Genomic DNA, 15,725 nt, shown 5'->3' on the forward strand with positions numbered 1-15,725 from the left:
TTTTATCAGATGTCACAGCAGTAAAAAAAGCTACCAAACGCTTGATTTTAGCCAAGAATCGGTAACTTTTGTGTATGTTTCCTTGTGATTTGTGCCCCTCTGTTAGATACCGAGGGGCTTAATATATGCTGGCGTGGCTACCGCCACACCAGCAAGGCTAGTCCGTACCTGTGGCTTTCGCTCCGCACGCCACCTGTCCGTCCTGCCTTATGTGTGCAAGTTTCCCAATCGTACCCAAGAAATCATAGCTTTTGGGTACAAGGGGAGTATAAAATTCCGAGATGACACTTGTTCCTACATCACAGTATCCACGCCCTTTGATTTGCTTCTGGAAAAACTGCTTTTTCACATCACTTCCAAAGAGCATACCATAGCCAAGTTCACTCAGCCGACCAAGTCCCACACGGAAATTGAAATTATCTCTGATACCATCTCCGAAATATTTTGCGTCTGGACGCTGGCAAGCCACAATCAGAAAGTATCCAGCCTGTCTGCCGAGCATAACGATTTTCTTTAGCTGGCTTAACAGGGCAGTGCTTTCCTTTGTCGTCAGCATTTCCAAAAACGCCACATATTCATCAAAGATAAGGAATTGTGGAGCAAGCCCCAGATAAGCATAGTTTTCTCCTGTGCGGTAGTTCGGGTGCAGTTTCATTTCTTCTGAGCGTGTGACCATGCCCTCATAAAAGGCATTGACGCAGTCAATCATATCGTCTTTCGTGTGGTAGACATTTCCCATGACTGTTCCCAAATCTGCAAGGTCAGCGTTCTTCGGATCAAGAATGTATAAATCCGCATTGGTTCTAAGCAGGGCTTCAATGATGGTCAACAGAAAATAGGTCTTTCCACCGCCAGTACCACCACAGATAAGGGCATGGGGAAGTGAATCATATTCCCACACCAGATTTTTCATTAACCGCAGACCGCCGTTTTCGGCAATCACTTCATCAATCGAAATACGGTTCGCTATCATATCATAGAGCAGGGTGTATTCGATATAGCCGTCATGCAGTGTCTTATCAGTCAGCTCACAGTACAGCCCCGATTCCAATTTGTCCTCTAAGGACAGAAGCTGTTCTTGATATTTTCCCATTGTGATTTCACACAGGATATGGAGCAATCCATTTTCCATCTGGTAATAAATTTTCGGAAACCACACGATTTTTTCTCTTGATCTGCTTTGCAGGTCAGTGAAAAAAACGCTGTCTTTGGTGTTCTCCGCTTCATACCATTTATTTTCCAGCACCATGCGAGCCAGCTTTTGTCTGTGTAGCAAACGCTTGATACGGTCATATCCGTAACGGTAGTAGAGGAAAGCGACCAATGCACAAACACCAGTCGCTATCAGAACCGTAATGGAATTGTAGGCAGTCCAAGTAATTCCGGCATGGAGCAGGTTAAAATCTTTCCAGTCTATAACAAGGAGCTGTCGCAGATTCAGTAGCAGGAACACCGCAACGAACAGGAGCAACAGCCAACCGATACAGAAGTGATAGACCAGCGATTTGTCACTGGCACGAATCCTGTTACCTTTCTTTTTCCACGTCATACGCTAACACCTCTTATTTCTTCGGCGGTTGCTGTGGAGCATTGTTCTGTGGATTTCCGGCATGAGTGCCTTTGTTCTTCAAAACAATATCGTCTGCCTTTACATACCAGTCCACATCTGCACCACGGTAATTTGCATTGGCTACCGTATCTGCAACAGGATTGATAAGTTCCACTTCGGCGTTGTAGTCATAGTCCTTTAACGGAACAGTCGCCGGAACGGATACCTGTATCATGCGTCCCTGTGTGTTGCACTTTAAATCGTAAGTACGCTCCTTGATTTCTTCACTGACCGTTCCATCTTCATTCTGTACATGAACCTCACGGCGTAATGCGGAGAACTTCAACACTCCAAAAGTCTTTTCTTTATCAATGACGATTCCATTTGCTAATCTCATAATCTGAATACCCCCTTATTTACTTTCTGCTGGTAACATATCGTCTGCAAGTAAGATGTAATTGACAAATCCACGTTCCCCGATTTTATAGCCATCGGTAGTAATTCGTGGGTTGATAAGTTTTACTTTCTGCTCCGGCGAGAAGTGTTTTTCACCAGCTTTGGCAGGAAGTGTCACAACTACATCATCGGCTCTCTGCACATCGGAATACAGGTTGTAGCTTCTGGTAATGACAGCCATACGCCCGTTGATTCTCTGCTGTTCCGTAGTATTTTCTCCGGCAAACTCCAAGTTTCCGAATGTCTTTTCCATGTTTGGTACGACAAATCTTAATTCCATAAATGATTGACCTCTTTTCTTTCTGTTTTAGTTTCTTTCCTGCTGTACTTTGTGGGGAGCTACACTCCCCACGCCCCTAGTGGACTTCACGCTCCCGTAAATCAGAGCTTCACGGGAGCGTGAAGTTGCAAAAAGGGTGGCGACCTTGAACGCTCTACCAACCGCTACGTTACCGCCTTACGATTTTTTTCTACGGCGTTTGAAGTAAAGCATACCGCCAAGCCCTACGCAGGAAAGACCGAGCATGGCAAGATAAGCATAGATATTGGTATTGTCGCCTGTTTTTGGACTGTCACTTGTCTTAGTAACCGTAGATGGTGTATCCGGCGTGTCGGTATCCTTTGGTGTGTCTGGGATTTCCGGCACTTCCTTGATTGTCACAGTCTGTCCATCGTCTGTGATGTCCTTATGTTCTGTTACTTTCTTTGGTTCGTCTGGATTGCTCATATCGTATAATTCCTCAAATGTGACAAGGCTCTTGCCACCAAGAGAAGAACCATCAAAGGTAAAGGCAATCTCAACCGTCATTTTTTCATTGTCGGCTGTAAACTCATAATCATTGGATACTTTCTTTCCATCAATCAGAAGTTCTGCATTTTCCTCTTTTAACATCTGCCAGCCGGAAAGTTTGTATTTTGTTCCAACTTCCAGACCATCTAATGTGACTTTATCCACAATCGTTACATCTTTTCCAGCTTCGATTTCTTTCTTGCCGTTCTTGTCCGTAGCGGTCGTATGGATTTTGATGATACGTTCCGTGATAAGAACGGTCTGTCCATCATCGTTGATGTCTTTATGTTCGGCAACCTTGACAGGCTCTTTCGGATTGCTCATATCGTACAATTCCTCAAAAGTAACAAGGTTCTGACCGCCAAGAGCTGAACCGTCAAAACTGTAAGTAACCTCAACCGTCATTTTTTCACTGTCAGCAGTGAAAGTATAATCACTGTCTACACGTTTCCCGTCAATCAGAAGTTCGGCGTTTTCTTCCTTTAACATCTGCCAGCCGGAAAGTTTATATTTTGTTCCAGCTTCCAAGCCATCAAGTGTGACTTTGTCCACGATCTTGATGTTTTTTCCGGCAACAATCATTTTTTCGCCTGTTTTTTTGTCGGTAGCTGTGGTGTGGATTGTGATTTCTTTTTCGTATGCATCGGTCAGTGTCCCTAAATCTACGGTCACTTTATTTCTGGATACGACTACCTCAAAAGCTGGAATCAGCTTAAATCCGGCGTTGGAATCACACTTTAATTCCTCAATCACATAGGTATCATAGAGTAATGCACCTTTGCTGTCGTCTGGTTCAGATGTACCAAACCATACACCGTCCTCACTGGATTTTCCGGCATTGGTATTGACCTTGTGGGAAGCCCAGCTTGAAGCAGTGGAGAACTGACCGTTTTTGTCAGTAACTACAATGTGGGATTCTCCTGTTGTCTTGCTTGTAATTCTGAATGGAACACCTGCAAGACGTTTGTGTGTACCTGCACCGATTTTTACACCCTCAATATCGCCACGCTTAATCTGGTTGTAGACAGAGTGGGATTTGTCGGTCAAATCCACGATTTTTCCATCTTCCGTGATAGAAAAGTCGATTGCTTTTGCACCGTCTGCCAAGTAGCCCTCTGGTGCTTTGCTTTCTTCTAATCTGTATTTTCCGTAAGGGAGCAAGTCAGCAGAAGTAGAAGCGATTCCGTCAATGCCTGTCTGAATCTTCTTGACAGTTTCATTCTTGTTATATAATTTCCCCTCAACCAGTACAGGACTGTCATTTAAGGAAATGATATTGAACTCTGTGTACTGTAAGGTCGCACTTCCCTGTGCTTTGGTATCCTTTGTTTCAAGGTCACGTTTCTGGATTTTCACACCGCCACGGATAACCTTGTCAGATACGGAATACTGGTTACTTCCAGAAAGTACAGCAAGTTCGCCAGCTTCGGAAATCTGTGTAAGGTATGTTCCCTTAATCTGTTCGGAACTTCCGTCAGCCTGCATATATGCATCATCTAATAAGTAGCCGTTTGGTGCTTTTGTTTCTGTTACAGTGAGTGTACCAAGTGGCAGTACATTTTTACCGTCCTGTGTATAGAAGCTGTCGCCAGATACTTTGTAGCTGTCGGCAAGTCTGGATACATAATGGCTAGTTCCGTCACTGTCTTTTTCGGCAACGGTTTTCGTTGTCCATGTACGGGTAGCTTTTGCTGGAAGATTATCTGCATTGTAGTAACCGTCATAATAGCTCCATGTGAACTCTGCACCCTCTAAAGAAGCATTTCCCTGTGGACTGGATTTGCCTGTTTCCATGTCAATTTTGAATAAATCAATCAAAGTTTCTGTAACTTTTGGAGTGTCGGCAACAGTCAAAGTCGCTGTTTTTCCAACTTCCACATTTAAGGCATGGACAGTAGAATCCAGCTTGTAACCCTTTGGAGCAGAAAGTTCTTTGATGTAAACTGTTCCGGCTTTTACCTCAACTTCTTTGGTATCGCCGTTTCCATCGGCAGTAAGTGTGGCAAGCTGGCTGTTACAGCCCTTATCAGAATAGACACCAAATGTCGCACCCTCAAAGGAATAGCTGGCGTTACCATCTGTGACCGTTGGATTGGAAGAAGTCTTTTTGACTTTTGCATTTCCCACATTTAACTTCGCCCAGAACTGTCCGATGTCCTGTCCTTCGCCAGTATAAATGTAACCGCCACATTCATAACGTCCCTTGTTTGCTTTCACAAATGCTTTCGCACCAGCGTACACTTCATTCTGTACCGCCTGTGAAATTTCATTATAGGAAGCTCTGACGTTATCGCACTGCCAGCCGAGCTGTTCACTCAATCTCTGCCAGACAACACACTGTTCCAGCAAGTATCCCTGTTTGTAATTCAAGTTCGTATGAGAAGCGGTATATTGCTTGACGTACTCTAAGGAAAGAGCAACGTCCGCAATTTGATCGCTACTCATACGGGTGCTTGCGTCAGAACGTGTTTTATATCCATTCTTAAAACTGGTATTGATGTCCACACAGTAGGCAGTTTCGCCCTCAACTTTCATGTGTCCCTCATTGAATGTAGATTTGATAGAACCGTCATTCATAACGTGTTCAATGTAGCCGACACGTTCTGCTGATTCTGTCCAGTATTGATTGCCGGAAGCATGAACCGCCGTCACTGGTAATGCCGTGAGAATGGTTGCAAAAGCAAGCGTTCCTGTCAGCAATCGCTTTACTAGCTTATTCATATTTCTTCTTTCTCCTTTCGATTTTGGGTATGAAAAAAGCCGTCCATTTCTGAACGACTGGAAATAGAAAAGGAACGCCAAAAGTGTACGTTCCATAGTCTATAAAATATTTAATTTTTCTCTCTGGTGTGCTATCTGACGCCAATTTTGACCCCAAATTTCTGAAAAATGACGATTTTTGATGAACAGCTACAAATTTTCAAAATACGTGAAACCCTTGTAACTAGGGCGTTACGGGACTATATGAAACTAGACAAAACCAACGTCACAATAACAAGAGGTGAGTGCTAATTATTTTGTGAAGATTTTGTGAACGCTACAAGCCATGCAAAATGGTGAAAATAACGCCCCGCAAGTTTACTTGCGAAGGCGTTTATTTTTGCTATTTTATAGGGCGACAGCCCTACAGCGAGGGAATTCTTTCCCGAGCTGTGCATGGCGTATCTCACAGCTTCACAGGGATTTTCACTTTCTTTCGCACTCGATTTTCTTGATTTAACCACATTTTTACGACAAATCTTTGGAAAAATATATTCGTCTGATTTTCTTACCACATTTTACGACAACGACTTATGGTTTATACCACAGCAGGTACGGTTTCCGGCAGGTGCATTTTAGACATTTCATTCTCCACATGAGACTTTTCTGCAATATGATTGTAGACATTCATGGTGATCTGTGCATCTGAATGGTCTTCGCTACGGTCGGCGCTAAACGGATGTCCATTCTTTGTATTGAAGATGAATCCACTGCGTCCTCCAATCTCCACATTACTCTGCAAACCAAGCATCAGATTCAGTTCTCTCTGCTTACGGAACGCATCATATACCATCTGCGTCATAGGAATATCTCTGATATCTGCATCCGTTTTGGTTTCTGAATTATGGAAACAATATCCTTCACCGCCTTCATAATACACAAGCTGTCCACCTACATGAATCTCCCGGTTCTTCATATCCACATAGACTTGTTGATGAATCAGCTGTTTTAAGGCCTTTGTCATAGCATTTGATTTTATATGTGTTTCGATATTTTTCACGAAAGTGGCAAAAAATATCTGACTGCGAATGCCCTGACTTAATTCAAAACGAAACTCCTGTACGCTTTTTGTACGATACTCAGAAAAATGTTCGTTCTGATAGGGCAGAATCTTCATGGCACAGTAACTGATGTTAATCAGATTGACAAGCATTTCAATCCCTTTGCAGCTTCGCACCATATAGTTACAAAAAGACCAGAACGTTTTCTGTTCATAGTAGCTTGTTTCAATATTCCTAATGCCGATATCGGTATTATGTTCCACCGGAACGAGTACAAAAACAGCGGAATATATTTCATCCTGTCACTTCCTGTCTGGTTTAATGGTTCTTTTTCCTGCCAGGCACAGAAAATCTGCAAGTCTTCCGGGAAAATGGTGCTGAAAAACAGGCGTTTTGTACCGTGTTCTTTTTCAGTAGCGGTCACATAAGCCTGAATTTCCCGACATCCAAAAAGGTTGGTGATCACACGGTGTGCTCCGATATAGTAATCTCCGATCTTTTCATTGGAAAAAGCAAAATCTGTTTCAACAGAAAGTCTCTTCCCATGTTTGGCGGGACGTCCTCTGCGGCCGGTATGTGCAGGAGCATACATGACAGAATCAATCCTGGCATTGCCGATAAGATCCAGATTCAGGTATTCATCAACGATTGAAACCAGATTTCGCTTTGTGTACCAGCTGTCACAGAGGATAATAACCTGCTTTTTCTCCTGAAATTCAGGCATGACCTGACGGATCATGGATGCAGCAAGTTCCAGCTTTGATTCTTTTTTCTGCCACATGCGATATCCAAGAGGAAGTGAAAGATAAGATACCCTGTCATTCTTCCATACAGGTGTGCAAAGCATAATACTTACAAAGCAGTGTCCATTCAGATAATTGGAACCATTATGTGCGGCATGGTCAAAGAGTTTTGAAACATTCTCAAACCGAGTTCCTGCCTTTGCTACCATGGTATCATCCACACAAAGAAATATCGGCTGTGTTGCCAGTGAATCCGGTATCATTCTCAAAGCAACTTTAGCTGTGATATTCATAAAGTGGGAATAATCAACTTATGCATAGGAACATGCGTGGTAAAAGGTATTGAGGGATTTTGTGGTAATCCCAGACAAAAAGTGCTGATATAAAAATCGAATGGAATGTACAGATTCCAATGTTAGTATTGATAAAACGAGTAAAAACAAAGTATCTGCTGTTGGAGCAAAAAAAGTTTCAAAATAAATCAAAAAATATTTGTGAAGTCTACCAGTCAGAGTCTTTTCGTTGTATAATGTCTTTGTCGTACAGGGTCACTTTCCTTTGTAATGTTTTGGAGCAAACTCATTATACATCAGAAAGCCCTGTACGATATTTTTTTATGAAAAAGTTGTAAAGTGGTGGTCATATTTGTAAATAGCCATTGTCTCTACAGAATATATTGCTGCAAATATAAAGTCTCCATCCATAATTTATTGCTTTTTGCAATTGAAGCAGGGGACTTAACTGATTCAGGTAATATATCTACAATAACAGATAAATTTATATCATCTGGATGAAATATTATATTTCATTTTTCACGTTAATGATATAAAATTATCAATGTAAATATCAGAGCATATTTGAAAAATCATTCTCAATCCTTTTCAAATATGCTCCGGAAAGGAACTTTTATACCAATGAAAACCAGGATTCAGGATATGACCTCCGGTTCGCCGGGACGGTTGATCATTCTTTTTGCAATTCCCCTGATGTTGGGGAATATCTGTCAGCAGCTTTATACAATGGTGGATACCATGGTCGTTGGCCAGATTGCAGGTGTAGAGGCTCTTGCAGCACTGGGCGCTGTTGACTTTCTGATGTGGGTTGTCACAGGAATATCCACCGGACTCACCCAGGGATTTTCCATTCAGCTTTCCCAGTATTATGGGGCAAAGAATTTCGAAAATCTGCGTAAATCTCTGGCACACAGTTATCGGCTGACCGCATTCATCGCAGTGGGAGTATTCATTCTCAGCCAGTCCTTTGCTTCACTGATATTAACAGGACTGCATACACCTTCCAATATTATCGGAATGTCTCTGTTATATCTGCGCATCATTTTCTGTGGAATCCCGGCCACAGCCGCCTATAATATGTTTGCCTCTGCCCTAAGGGCTATGGGAAACAGCAAAACACCACTGACTGCAATGATCATCGCATCTGTGCTGAATGTTTCACTGGACATCCTTTTTGTGGCAGGCTTCGGATGGGGTGTTGCAGGAGCAGCAATCGCAACTGTAATCGCACAGAGCTTCTCTGCTGTTTACTGTTTCCTGATTTTACGCAGAATTGATATCGTTCATCTGACCAAAACAGATTTTATGCCTGCCTCCGGCATGAATGCCCGCCTGATGAAGCTTGGCATTCCTGTTGTATTCCAGAATATCATCATCGGTGTGGGCGGTCTGGTAGTCCAGTATGTGATCAATGGCTACGGTTTCCTTTTTGTGGCAGGATTTACAGCTACAAATAAGCTTTATGGTCTGCTGGAAATGGCAGCTATTTCCTATGGATATGCCATCGTTACTTATGTGGGACAGAATCTGGGAGCCGGAAAGATTGACAGGATCAGGAAAGGTGTCCGCAGCAGTATGCTGCTTTCCCTGCTTACCTCACTGATCATTTCTGCTGCCATGTTTTTATTTGGAAAAAATATTCTCTCACTTTTCATTTCAGGTGAACCACAGCAGACACAGCAGGTACTGGCAATTGCTTTTAAATACCTCTCTATTATGGCTGCCATGCTCTGGGTTTTGTACTTCCTGTACGTGTACAGATCTGCACTTCAGGGGCTGGGAGATACCTTAATGCCTATGGTAAGTGGTATGGCTGAATTTGTCATGCGTATCAGTGCTGCACTGATCCTTCCCCATTTCATCGGACAGGACGGTATTTTCTTTGCAGAGATCGCAGCATGGAGCGGAGCCACTATGATTTTATGCATCAGCTATTATGTGCGGATGCATAAATATAATTATAGCAATCCTCTTAATTAATGCATTTGAGACAGTTCAGCAGAGTGCAAAAGACAACATGATTTCACCCCAAAAGAAACGGCTACAAACCCAGTAAATATGTGATAACATATCAATGGGCATTGTAGCCGTTTTATCATCTTGCAACTTTTATTTCTTCCGGATACAAAGATTTATGGATACATTCTCCATTGCACCATACCTGGAATCCTTTTTCCCGGTGATATTTTTCTCCGGTTTTATCATAGATACTGCTCAGTTCTTTTTCCTGGCATTTTATTTTTTCCAGTCTGTAGCAGGACCATTCATCCGGAATCGTAGGCCGTATACGGATTTCTCCGTTTTCCATTACACCGCTTTTCAGATAGCGCTTTATCAACTGTACCACACGTTCATCTTTTACATTCTTCCGGAGAAGATTTATGAGAATTTCATGATTAAGAGTATCGAAGTACTTTGACAAGTCAAGGACTACAGCAAATGTATAGCCTTGTTCGGCATACTCCTTAACCTTAAGTATTGCATCTTTTGCACTTCTGTTCGGACGATAGCCATAGCTACCATCTGCAAACAGCGGTTCATAGATTGGCACTAACTGTTGGGTTATTGCCTGTTGAAGTGTACGGTCTATCACTGTTGGTATGCCAAGCTTTCGCACACCACCATCTGGTTTTGGAATCTCAACTCGTCTTACTGGAGACGGAGTATACTTTCCACGATAAATGCGGTCGGTTAACTCTTGTTGATGTTCCTTTAGATATGGAAGAGCCTTCTCAATGGTCATGCCATCAATTCCCGGCGCTCCCTTGTTTGCCTTAACTCTCTTATATGCTCTGTTAAAGTTGTCTTTATACAGTATCGCTTCCAAAAGTCTCGGCTGTGCACTGTCTCTTTCTTTCCATATCCGATTGAATGACCTAGACGCTTTCACATACCCTTCATGTTCCGCATTATCTCTTTGCGAACAGCCATTGTTTTCAATGTTTTCTGCCATAGACGGTCATTCCTCCCTATATAGTCAAGTCTTTTTTCCTTGAAAATCAAAGATTTTTTAGTGTTTCATCAATAAATATCTCAGAAGAAGGAGCCATAGGAATGGACATTTCTCTGTATCTGGTACGAAAATAGTGGATTTTGGGTGCACGAAGTAAAACGTCTTCTTATTTCGTTTTACATGGCCTTGTGTGTACCCATCCATCTACGGCAGCGAACCTCCCATGTCTACCAGGATCATCAGTCTATGCCGAGTCCTAACTTGTCGGGTAGAAACACCTATTACTAAGTATATCCCCCACAGATCCGTACGTGCCCAATTCAGGCATACGGCTCTTCACGACACTTATGCCTCAGATTATCCATATAGGCTCACATAAATACGTGGTCTTACTATAGGATGCTCCTTCAAAAATTGATTGAATCCATCCCATGTATAACTTTTCCTCTGACTACGCCTATTCATCCAAAAATAAAGAATCTGAATAACTCTCTTACGGAAGTTATCCATCATTTGATAGTTATCACTTATTCCATAATAATGGTAATACCCGATTAAAATCTGATTTACTTTTGCAAGAATATATTTCTTCTTTTCAAATCTCATGTCGCGTATAGTGATATTCATCTGTTTACATTTCTTCCGATATTTCTTATTGGCAGTTTTATGTTTTACTCTGAAATTACCGTTTCGGCTTTTGGAACAATAATGAGTGAAGCCTAGGAAGTCAAATGTTTCTGGTTTGTTCCCCTGTCTTTTAAGGTTATCAGCAGTGAATCGACCAAAATAAATTAATCGAGTCTTTGATTCCTCTAAGGACAGCCCGAAGTGATTCATCCTTCTCTTAAGATGTTCATAAAAGAGTTCTGCGTCATTCTTATATTGAAAGCAGCACACAAAATCATCCGCATAGATAACTATGTCTGCATATCCTTTTAGCAGTGGTCTTATTTTCTCATTAAACCACCATATAAGAACATAATGCATATATATGTTCGCAATTATTGGTGAACATACGCTTCCCTGTCCGGCACCGAATTCGTCAACATAAAATTCTCCATTCTTAAGAATACCTGCTTTGAGCATCTTTTCTACCAGTCGGAGCACACTGCTGTCTGTAATTCTTGATGAAATAAATTTCATTATCCAGTCATGATTCAAATTATCAAAGAAGCCTTTTATATCGGCATCCAGTATATAATTCGTCTTATGTCCTTCAATCATGTCATTTAGCATTCTTATAGCTCCATGGCAGTTGCGGTTTGGTCTGAAGCCGCACATATTACTGTAGAAGTGGGGTTCAAAGACCGATTCCAAAACTTTCCTAAGTGCTTCCTGAACCAGTTTATCTTCATATGAATAGATACTAAGAGGTCTGGTCTTACCATTCTCTTTTGGCATTTCCACTTTACGTGCTGGTCTAGGTCGATAGCTTTTATTCTTAAGCTTCTCCACTAGCTGTTTTAGATTGTTATCAAGATTTGAGTTATATTCTTCTTTTGAAATGCCATCAATCCCGACCGCTTTTCTGCCATCCATTTTGTAGTGGCATTCTTTAAGCATCTCAATGTTAATCAAATGCCCAATAGAATTAAATTTCATTTCTGGATGTTGTTTTGATAATTCTGAGATTCTCTCAAGTTTTGTTGTCATTATTTGTCCTACCTCTGAGTGTAGATAATGTTTCCCTTTTGATATGATGTCGTGTGGCTGGATATATGTTATCCGTTCTCGACTTCCCTCCAGTGGCATTACCCACCTTCATTAGTACTATTCGGCCATCCGACTACCTATACTCCATTTGATTTCCTTTTCTCATTCGTACGTCATACCTGTTAACACAGGAAAGTATAGGTTCTCCCCAGGTAACATACAGACATTGTAAAACATGGCTGGCTCTCAGACTCCGCCGTAGCATATGCTTCCTAACCCAAACAGAAACATACGTATTGTCTTCCGTCCGAAAGAAAACGTCGACCTACGGGTTACGTAGATTTCGGAGCTCAATCACTTTCAGCCCTATTTCCTAACTGTTTACACTTAGAATACATCGTTACCTCTGTATCCCCAAAACTCGCTACCAGTGGTGCGGCTACACCTTACTGGATGAGATTTCCACTCATTAATCTGTATGCCCTTCTGGGCGTACCTCTCGTCCCGCCTGTCCATAACCAGGGTGTCAGCTCAGCTCCTTTACAGGGTCATGCCCTCTGGAATATATTCCTGCCGACTACTGGCTCATTCTTTGTTTGTTGTATTACTGACTTCTTTCCTGTAACAGCACCTTCCGGTGGACGCTTTCCTGTTACATTCCATTTACTTCTTAATTCCAGCTATCATGGCTGGTCTCAGCCTTCCAGTTCCCTCTCTGAAGGACTCAGACCGGCCATGATACACTGTTTCTTTCTCTTTATGCTGCTGGCTGTATTTCTGGTCTTACGATGTCATTCAGCATCTTCTGACCATCATAATCTACACCTTTGGTTAGTATCGTATAAAATATCCGGATCAGCTTACATGCCACCGCTATCACTGACTGCATCTTTTTCAATGGATTTTTCTCCCTTGTCCGGTAATAACTATGGATCTCTTTGAACTCCTTGTTTTTTCCGATCACGGATATCGCAGATTCATACAATGCATATCTCAAACGCTTTCTTCCTCTGTGACTGATCCGGCTTTCTCCGTTGTGTTTCCCGGAGCTGTCCGCAACAATCGCATAACCGGCAAGCTTCTGCACCTGCTTTGGATTATCAAAACGTCCAATGTCTCCTACTTCTGCAATAAAGCAGCTCACCGTCTTTATCCTTATCCCATTGATCTTCATCAGCTTATCTATATAGGGAATCTCAGAAAGCGTTTTCTCTATCTCTTCCATAAGTTCATCCATCCGTTTCTTATATCCTTCGTAATCTTCCAGCAGGTTTCGGATCTCTTTTCTGGCACTTCTTGGTGCTTCCGTATTTCCGATGCTGTGCTCCGCTGCTGTTACCAGGGTCGTTGCCCTCTTAATCCCAGCGCCTTTCAGCCTTGCATCTCTCCATATCTTGTTTACACCTTCCACTCCAAGTTCCCTGATATCACAGGGCATCGGTGCCTGTTTGATTACCATCAGTCCGCTTACTGCATCCGGATTCCTGTAAACGTCTTTGATCTCCGGAAAATAAATGCTGAACCAGCGGGCCATCCTGTTTTTGATCTTTGTGATCTCTTCCTGTGTCTGAATTCGAAGGTTAGACAGATTTCTGATCTCTGCATAGATCCCGGTTGGGATATATGGATATGAGAATCTTCCTTCATTTACCAGACCTGCAATTGTTTTTGGATCTTTACGGTCATTTTTACTTGGATTATTGTCATCCAGCTCTTTGGATTTCTTGACATGATGCGGATTCACATGTACCGGCTTCATTCCCTGTTCCTGCAGGTACGCTCCAAGGTTCAGCCAATAGTGACCTGTTGGCTCCATTCCTGGAATAATAACTTCCATTCCGTGTTTCTCTGCTATATCGTCCATCCATTCTTTGAATGCTGCAAATCCAGCTTCATCGTTACTGAAAGCAAACGGCTTCTTTGAGTACTCATAATTGCGCCAGCTAAAAGCCCTTGCATAATGGGTTTCACTTCCCACATCAATACCAATGATTAAAGTTTTTTCCGTAATAGATGCAATTTTTGCGTTCTGTGTGTTATAATTCATTTCAAGTACCTCACTGTTTAATAAGATTTTTTACTAACCGTGCAAAGTCAGTAATCTTATTTTACTCTGAGGTATTTTTTTCTCAACCTTCTTTCTCGGAATTCCTTATATTTAAATTATACAAGAAGCTCCTTTCTGCTACAATATATTTATGGTTAATAACCCTTACAGCCAGTAAGGAATTATCCATCTTGTTGCTTAAGCTGTATAATGATGGAGCAATAGGTATGTGTAATTTCCGACGTTTTTAAATCAATCAATACAAAACACTTCAAAATGTAATTGTAAAAAACAAGATCAATGTAATAATCTTCTTTTTCAGTTCGAATATGCTGTTGTCTCGCTACAAACGCATATCCTTTCCCCAACTCCATGAGAAATTTTTGAATATGCGTGATAATTCTCTGCTCCAATTCGCTTTCTGTAAAGTCTGTATTAGAAGATAATCCAAGAAATTCTGCTATTACTGGATTTTTGATAAATTCCAGCTTATCAGCCTGATAAGAAGCTGTCAGTTCTTTCATTTCTTTTTCAACAGGTTCTACATTTTGAGACATGAGCATTCGGTAATAATACTGTGAAGAAATATTCCGTTGCAAAGTCCGAACTGACCATGTTTGCTCCTGTGCTTCTTTTGCATACCATGCCCGTGCCTCTGCTGATGTTTCCTGAAGCAAAATTCTATAATGTGTCCATGACAAGGGACGCCCAGACTTTGGACGCAGTGAGTCCAAAATTTGAGGAAATTCCTGATGAAATTTCACATATTTATACAGACTACTAAAATCAAAACCTTTACCATATTTTTCTTTTAATTCTGCTGATAGCTTTTTCATAGTTTTTTTGCCATAGTCCGCTTTTCCATTTTCATTCAGACACTCTATAGCAATTCGTTTTCCCAACAACCAGTTCCTTTGAACCAGAATTGTATCGACAGCCGCATACGCAATACTTTGTGCACTCTCCACGATTTCGCATGTATCAGCAAATAAATCTCCTGTTTCATGATAAGCAATCATACTTTTATTTAATTTTGGACTCGGTGAATCCAAACTTGTTTTTTCTTTTTCAGAATGTTTTTTTCCATCAAAGCAACCTCCTTTTCGATAATTGTTGCGACACTGTCGCAACTTTTCCATTTTGAAGTTCCAGATTGACACCCCAAAACGATTTCTTTAAATCTCCAAAATCTATGTTCTTATTTTACCCCAACTCTTTCATTCTGCCTACTGCTATTTCATGTTCACATATAATAATGATGTCGCAATCCACGACCTCATCGCCTTCATTTAAACATAAATCAATTCCTTGAGAATAATCTCTTCTGCAATCGCTTTGTGTTGATTAGCAGCTCTTACCCAGACCATCTGTTCACCTGACTTATAAGTAAGGTTCGAGATCAGATATCCATTTACATTCGTGTACGTTAATTTCATTTTATTAGCACTCTCCATTTCTCATCATTTTTTGACCACAAATT

At 41.5% G+C, this 15,725-nt stretch carries 12 protein-coding genes and 1 pseudogene; 1 reads left to right on the forward strand and 12 read right to left on the reverse strand.

Translation table 11 applies throughout. The features are described from left to right. Window positions 1–157: 157 nt before the first annotated feature. The 6 genes from DWZ38_RS01695 to DWZ38_RS01720 form a co-directional block, all read right to left on the reverse strand. Window positions 158–1,549 (reverse strand): FtsK/SpoIIIE domain-containing protein, encoded by a 1,392-nt coding sequence (locus DWZ38_RS01695; RefSeq protein ID WP_117849518.1) that lies wholly within the window; start codon window positions 1,547–1,549, stop codon window positions 158–160. A 13-nt stretch (window positions 1,550–1,562) separates the two neighbouring features. After that, on the reverse strand, window positions 1,563–1,946 hold the full coding sequence (locus tag DWZ38_RS01700) for a YdcP family protein (RefSeq protein WP_005423181.1): 384 nt from the start codon (window positions 1,944–1,946) through the stop codon (window positions 1,563–1,565). 15 nt (window positions 1,947–1,961) lie between these two features. After that, window positions 1,962–2,285 carry a YdcP family protein gene (locus DWZ38_RS01705; RefSeq protein WP_008704175.1) on the reverse strand — a complete coding sequence of 108 codons (324 nt, stop codon included), beginning with the start codon at window positions 2,283–2,285 and terminating at the stop codon, window positions 1,962–1,964. Window positions 2,286–2,462: 177 nt separating this feature from the next. Then, the gene (locus tag DWZ38_RS01710; RefSeq protein ID WP_117849519.1) at window positions 2,463–5,516 is read right to left on the reverse strand and encodes a VaFE repeat-containing surface-anchored protein; all 3,054 of its coding nucleotides are present in this window, start codon (window positions 5,514–5,516) and stop codon (window positions 2,463–2,465) included. Window positions 5,517–6,093: 577 nt separating this feature from the next. Next, complete coding sequence (locus DWZ38_RS22590; RefSeq protein ID WP_243000107.1) at window positions 6,094–6,735, reverse strand: hypothetical protein; 642 nt, start codon at window positions 6,733–6,735, stop codon at window positions 6,094–6,096. Continuing rightward, window positions 6,693–7,592 carry a transposase gene (locus tag DWZ38_RS01720; protein ID WP_243000108.1) on the reverse strand — a complete coding sequence of 300 codons (900 nt, stop codon included), beginning with the start codon at window positions 7,590–7,592 and terminating at the stop codon, window positions 6,693–6,695. The genes DWZ38_RS22590 and DWZ38_RS01720 overlap by 43 nt, the downstream gene beginning before the upstream one ends. Before the next feature lie 621 nt (window positions 7,593–8,213). Here DWZ38_RS01720 and DWZ38_RS01725 point away from each other — a divergent pair. Continuing rightward, window positions 8,214–9,572: an MATE family efflux transporter gene (locus tag DWZ38_RS01725; RefSeq protein ID WP_117849520.1), complete on the forward strand. Its 1,359-nt coding sequence runs from the start codon at window positions 8,214–8,216 to the stop codon at window positions 9,570–9,572. A 115-nt stretch (window positions 9,573–9,687) separates the two neighbouring features. Here DWZ38_RS01725 and DWZ38_RS23245 read toward each other — a convergent pair whose 3' ends face one another. The 6 genes and pseudogenes from DWZ38_RS23245 to DWZ38_RS22035 all read right to left on the reverse strand — a co-directional run bounded on the left by DWZ38_RS23245 (window position 9,688) and on the right by DWZ38_RS22035 (window position 15,681). Continuing rightward, a complete protein-coding gene (locus tag DWZ38_RS23245; protein ID WP_347518583.1) occupies window positions 9,688–9,900 on the reverse strand; it encodes a glycosyl hydrolase family 65 protein in 213 nt (70 codons plus the stop codon). Beyond that, window positions 9,889–10,545, reverse strand: a pseudogene (locus tag DWZ38_RS01730) (reverse transcriptase domain-containing protein); the annotation flags it as partial. The gene DWZ38_RS23245 and the pseudogene DWZ38_RS01730, both read right to left, overlap by 12 nt. 357 nt (window positions 10,546–10,902) lie before the next feature. Then, window positions 10,903–12,198: a group II intron reverse transcriptase/maturase gene (gene ltrA, locus DWZ38_RS01740; protein ID WP_117849656.1), complete on the reverse strand. Its 1,296-nt coding sequence runs from the start codon at window positions 12,196–12,198 to the stop codon at window positions 10,903–10,905. A 757-nt stretch (window positions 12,199–12,955) separates the two neighbouring features. After that, window positions 12,956–14,245, reverse strand: a complete 1,290-nt coding sequence (locus tag DWZ38_RS01745; RefSeq protein ID WP_117849521.1) for an IS110 family transposase — start codon at window positions 14,243–14,245, stop codon at window positions 12,956–12,958. Between the two features lie 182 nt (window positions 14,246–14,427). Then, on the reverse strand, window positions 14,428–15,384 hold the full coding sequence (locus DWZ38_RS01750; RefSeq protein ID WP_243000109.1) for a PDDEXK nuclease domain-containing protein: 957 nt from the start codon (window positions 15,382–15,384) through the stop codon (window positions 14,428–14,430). A gap of 150 nt (window positions 15,385–15,534) precedes the next feature. Further along, window positions 15,535–15,681, reverse strand: a complete 147-nt coding sequence (locus DWZ38_RS22035; protein WP_173767103.1) for a hypothetical protein — start codon at window positions 15,679–15,681, stop codon at window positions 15,535–15,537. Window positions 15,682–15,725: the final 44 nt, after the last annotated feature.

The sequence above is a fragment of the Ruminococcus sp. AF31-8BH genome (genome assembly GCF_003460605.1).
Lineage (GTDB): Bacteria > Bacillota > Clostridia > Lachnospirales > Lachnospiraceae > Blautia_A > Blautia_A acetigignens.

Bases quoted from the DNA above. Each gene is read 5' to 3' on its own strand.
- DWZ38_RS22035 (WP_173767103.1), bottom strand. From the start codon at position 15,681: ATGAAATTAACGTACACGAATGTAAATGGATATCTGATCTCGAACCTT.
- DWZ38_RS01700 (WP_005423181.1), bottom strand. From the start codon at position 1,946: ATGAGATTAGCAAATGGAATCGTCATTGATAAAGAAAAGACTTTTGGA.
- DWZ38_RS01725 (WP_117849520.1), top strand. From the start codon at position 8,214: ATGAAAACCAGGATTCAGGATATGACCTCCGGTTCGCCGGGACGGTTG.
- DWZ38_RS01750 (WP_243000109.1), bottom strand. From the start codon at position 15,384: ATGGAAAAGTTGCGACAGTGTCGCAACAATTATCGAAAAGGAGGTTGC.
- DWZ38_RS23245 (WP_347518583.1), bottom strand. From the start codon at position 9,900: ATGGAAAACGGAGAAATCCGTATACGGCCTACGATTCCGGATGAATGG.
- DWZ38_RS01745 (WP_117849521.1), bottom strand. From the start codon at position 14,245: ATGAATTATAACACACAGAACGCAAAAATTGCATCTATTACGGAAAAA.
- ltrA (WP_117849656.1), bottom strand. From the start codon at position 12,198: ATGACAACAAAACTTGAGAGAATCTCAGAATTATCAAAACAACATCCA.
- DWZ38_RS01705 (WP_008704175.1), bottom strand. From the start codon at position 2,285: ATGGAATTAAGATTTGTCGTACCAAACATGGAAAAGACATTCGGAAAC.
- DWZ38_RS01720 (WP_243000108.1), bottom strand. From the start codon at position 7,592: ATGAATATCACAGCTAAAGTTGCTTTGAGAATGATACCGGATTCACTG.
- DWZ38_RS01710 (WP_117849519.1), bottom strand. From the start codon at position 5,516: ATGAATAAGCTAGTAAAGCGATTGCTGACAGGAACGCTTGCTTTTGCA.
- DWZ38_RS22590 (WP_243000107.1), bottom strand. From the start codon at position 6,735: ATGGTGCGAAGCTGCAAAGGGATTGAAATGCTTGTCAATCTGATTAAC.
- DWZ38_RS01695 (WP_117849518.1), bottom strand. From the start codon at position 1,549: ATGACGTGGAAAAAGAAAGGTAACAGGATTCGTGCCAGTGACAAATCG.